The sequence below is a fragment of the Streptomyces sp. NPDC058955 genome (assembly GCF_042741435.1).
GTDB lineage: Bacteria > Actinomycetota > Actinomycetes > Streptomycetales > Streptomycetaceae > Streptomyces.
Genome location: NZ_JBHYKM010000034.1, coordinates 49,737 through 53,670 on the forward strand (window position 1 = coordinate 49,737; position 3,934 = coordinate 53,670).

The window sequence follows — 3,934 nt, forward strand, 5'->3', positions numbered from 1 at the left end:
CGGGCTATACACCTCCGCCCGCCCCCCCCCCCAAAACCCCCCCCCCCCCCCCCAACCGGGGCCAGCGCGGCGCCCGCCCCCCGCGGCCGGGGGCCCGGGGCCTCGGTGGTGTTCCGGTGCGCCTTACAGGCCGGCGGCCTTCTTCAGGGCGTCGACGCGGTCGGTGCGCTCCCAGGTGAAGTCCGGCAGCTCGCGGCCGAAGTGGCCGTAGGCGGCGGTCTGGGAGTAGATCGGGCGGAGCAGGTCGAGGTCGCGGATGATCGCGGCCGGGCGGAGGTCGAAGACCTCGCCGATGGCGTTCTCGATCTTCTCGGTCTCGACCGTGTTGGTGCCGAAGGTCTCGACGAAGAGGCCGACGGGCTCGGCCTTGCCGATGGCGTACGCGACCTGGACCTCGCAGCGGGCGGCGAGGCCCGCGGCGACCACGTTCTTGGCGACCCAGCGCATGGCGTAGGCGGCCGAGCGGTCGACCTTGGACGGGTCCTTGCCGGAGAAGGCGCCGCCGCCGTGGCGGGCCATGCCGCCGTACGTGTCGATGATGATCTTGCGGCCGGTGAGGCCGGCGTCGCCCATCGGGCCGCCGATCTCGAAGCGTCCGGTCGGGTTGACCAGCAGGCGGTAGCCCTCGGTGTCGAGCTTGATGCCGTCCTCGACGAGCTCCTTCAGGACGTGCTCGACGACGAACTCGCGGATGTCGGGCGCGAGCAGCGAGTCGAGGTCGATGTCCGAGGCGTGCTGCGAGGAGACGACGACCGTGTCGAGGCGGACGGCCTTGTCGCCGTCGTACTCGATGGTGACCTGGGTCTTGCCGTCGGGGCGCAGGTACGGGATGGTCCCGTTCTTGCGGACCTCGGTGAGGCGGCGGGAGAGCCGGTGCGCGAGGTGGATCGGCAGCGGCATCAGCTCGGGGGTCTCGTCCGAGGCGTAGCCGAACATCAGGCCCTGGTCGCCGGCGCCCTGCTTGTCGAGCTCGTCCTCGTCGCCCTCGACCCGCTGCTCGTAGGCGGTGTCGACACCCTGCGCGATGTCCGCGGACTGCGACCCGATGGACACCGACACGCCGCAGGAGGCGCCGTCGAAGCCCTTCTTCGAGGAGTCGTACCCGATCTCGAGGATCTTGTTGCGGACGAGGGTGGGGATGTCCGCCCACGCCTTGGTGGTCACCTCGCCGGCGACGTGCACGAGGCCGGTGGTGATCAGCGTCTCGACGGCGACGCGGGAGGTGGGGTCCTCCCGGAGCAGCGCGTCGAGGATGGTGTCGCTGATCTGGTCAGCGATCTTGTCGGGGTGTCCCTCGGTGACGGACTCCGAGGTGAACAGACGACGGGACACAACGCTCCCTGGGGTTGCAGCGGCTGCTGGCTACTCTCTTCGCGGACCGGCAGGGGGCTGCGCCCCGCGACGTTCCACGGACAGTCTATCGGGCCAGGTCGGACCTTGGACCAGGTGTCTCGCCTGGCGAATGGCCGGTGGCGGCCCGAACCGGCCACGGACGGGGCCGGAGCGGGGTGCCGGATGGGGCGCAGATCACTCGCACCCCGGCGTTTCGCGCGCCCCTCGCCCCGGATCGGGCCCGGATCCGGTCAACATCCGGTCCGGGCCGTCCGTCAGGCGGTCCGCTCCCGCAGGCGCGGCAGGACGAGGTCCCAGACGGTCTCGGCGAGGGCTTCCTTCGGGCCGTACGGGACCGGGGTCTCGGTGCCGTCGGCGGCGAGGACCACGGCCTCGTTCTCCTCCGAGCCGAAGGTCTTGCGCTCGCCGACCTCGTTGACGACGAGGAGGTCGCAGCCCTTGCGGGCGAGCTTGGCGCGTCCGTTGGCGAGCACGTCGTCGGTCTCGGCGGCGAAGCCGACGACGACCTGGCCGGGCAGGGCGCGGTCGGCGGAGAGCTCGGCGAGGATGTCGGGGTTGCGGACCAGTTCGATGGTCGGCGCTCCCCCGTCGTCGGTCTTCTTGATCTTGCCGGTGGCGTACGCGGCCGGGCGGAAGTCGGCGACGGCGGCGGCCATGACGACCGCGTCGGCGTCGGCGGCGGCCTTGAGGACGGCCTCGCGGAGCTGGACGGCGGTGCCGGTGTGGACGACGTCGACGCCGGCCGGGTCGGGCAGGCCGGTGTTGGACTCGACGAGGGTGACCCGGGCGCCGCGCGCGGCGGCGGCCTTGGCGAGGGCGTACCCCTGCTTGCCGGAGGAGCGGTTGCCCAGGTAGCGGACCGGGTCGAGGGGCTCGCGGGTGCCGCCGGCGCTCACCACGACGTGGCGGCCGGCGAGGTCCGGGGCGGTGACGCCGCGGGCGAGGATCCGTCGGCAGACGTCGAAGATCTCGCCGGGGTCGGGGAGCCGGCCCTTGCCGGTGTCGACGCCGGTGAGGCGGCCGACGGCGGGCTCGATGACGACGGCGCCGCGGCGGCGGAGGGTGGCCACGTTCTCCTGGGTGGCCGGGTGCTCCCACATCTCGGTGTGCATGGCGGGGGCGAAGACGACCGGACAGCGCGCGGTGAGCAGCGTGTTGGCGAGGAGGTCGTCGGCGAGGCCGTGGGCTGCCTTGGCGAGCATGTCGGCGGTGGCGGGGGCGACGACGACGAGGTCGGCGGCCTGGCCGATGCGGACGTGCGGGACCTCGTGGACGGAGTCCCAGACCTCGGTGGAGACCGGGTTGCCGGAGAGCGCGGACCAGGTGGCGGCGCCGACGAAGTGGAGCGCGGAGTCGGTGGGGACGACGCGGACGTCGTGGCCCGACTCGGTGAGCCGGCGCAGCAGCTCGCACGCCTTGTAGGCGGCGATCCCGCCGCTCACGCCCAGGACGACCTTCGGCTTGGTCACGGTTGTCTCTCCCCACGCGGCTGCGTGTTCTCGGCTGGCGGACGACTCCATGAGACACCACAGGCCCGGCGGAAGGACCGCCGGGCCTGGGGTGACGAACGCAACGCTTACTGAACGGGGCCCTCGACGGCCTCGGAGGTCAGCAGACCCGCGTTGATCTCGCGCAGGGCGATCGAGAGCGGCTTCTCGTGGACGTGGGTGTCGACGAGGGGACCGACGTACTCCAGCAGGCCCTCACCGAGCTGCGAGTAGTACGCGTTGATCTGACGCGCGCGCTTGGCCGCGTAGATCACGAGGCTGTACTTCGAGTCCGTGGCCTCGAGCAGCTCGTCGATCGGCGGGTTGATGATGCCCTCGGGCGCGGTGATGGAAGAGGACACGCTCTACCTTCCGAAGATGGATAAAAGATCAGACTACGTGCATCAACGTTAGCAGCTCGCGCGCGACGTCCTCGACGGAGGTGTTGACGAGCGTGGTGTCGAACTCCGACTCGGCGGCGAGTTCGACCTTGGCGGCGGCCAGACGCCGTTCGATGACCTCGGGCGACTCGGTGCCGCGGCCGGTGAGCCGGCGGACCAGCTCCTCCCAGCTCGGCGGGGCCAGGAAGACCAGCCGGGAGTCGGCCATGGACTCCTTCACCTGGCGCGCGCCCTGGAGTTCGATCTCCAGGAGCACGGGCTCGCCCTTCTCCAGGCGCTCGACGACCGCGCTGCGGGGCGTGCCGTAGCGGTTGCCCGCGAACTCGGCCCACTCCAGGAGCTCACCGTTGGCGATCAGCTTGTCGAACTCGTCGTCCGTGACGAAGAAGTACTGGACGCCGTGCTTCTCGCCCGGGCGGGGCTTTCGTGTCGTGGCCGACACCGAGAGCCAGACCTCGGGGTGGACCTTGCGCATATGAGCGACGACCGTGCTCTTGCCGACCCCTGAGGGGCCGGAGAGCACGGTCAGCCGCGGACGTACCTCTGCTGCCATGCAGCGATTATTCCAGTATCGCCGGGGTGCCCGGGACGCATGTCCCGGTACGGCCCCCGGCCCCGGCGCCGGATCAGGCGCCGGCGCCGCCGCACAAGCGCGGCAGGGTGGCGGTCTGGTTTGAGCCGAGGACACCGACA

General features: G+C 71.5%; 4 protein-coding genes. All 4 read right to left on the reverse strand.

Annotated elements, in window-relative coordinates; genetic code table 11:
* Positions 1 to 123: 123 nt before the first annotated feature.
* Positions 124 to 1,332 carry a methionine adenosyltransferase gene (metK, locus tag ACFW1I_RS16020; protein WP_384670157.1) on the reverse strand — a complete coding sequence of 403 codons (1,209 nt, stop codon included), beginning with the start codon at positions 1,330 to 1,332 and terminating at the stop codon, positions 124 to 126.
* Between the two features lie 275 nt (positions 1,333 to 1,607).
* The gene (gene coaBC, locus ACFW1I_RS16025; protein ID WP_384670158.1) at positions 1,608 to 2,873 is read right to left on the reverse strand and encodes a bifunctional phosphopantothenoylcysteine decarboxylase/phosphopantothenate--cysteine ligase CoaBC; all 1,266 of its coding nucleotides are present in this window, start codon (positions 2,871 to 2,873) and stop codon (positions 1,608 to 1,610) included.
* A gap of 56 nt (positions 2,874 to 2,929) precedes the next feature.
* Positions 2,930 to 3,202 carry a DNA-directed RNA polymerase subunit omega gene (gene rpoZ / locus ACFW1I_RS16030; RefSeq protein WP_030493615.1) on the reverse strand — a complete coding sequence of 91 codons (273 nt, stop codon included), beginning with the start codon at positions 3,200 to 3,202 and terminating at the stop codon, positions 2,930 to 2,932.
* 28 nt (positions 3,203 to 3,230) lie between these two features.
* Complete coding sequence (gene gmk, locus ACFW1I_RS16035; RefSeq protein ID WP_031005589.1) at positions 3,231 to 3,794, reverse strand: guanylate kinase; 564 nt, start codon at positions 3,792 to 3,794, stop codon at positions 3,231 to 3,233.
* Between the last annotated feature and the right edge of the window lie 140 nt (positions 3,795 to 3,934).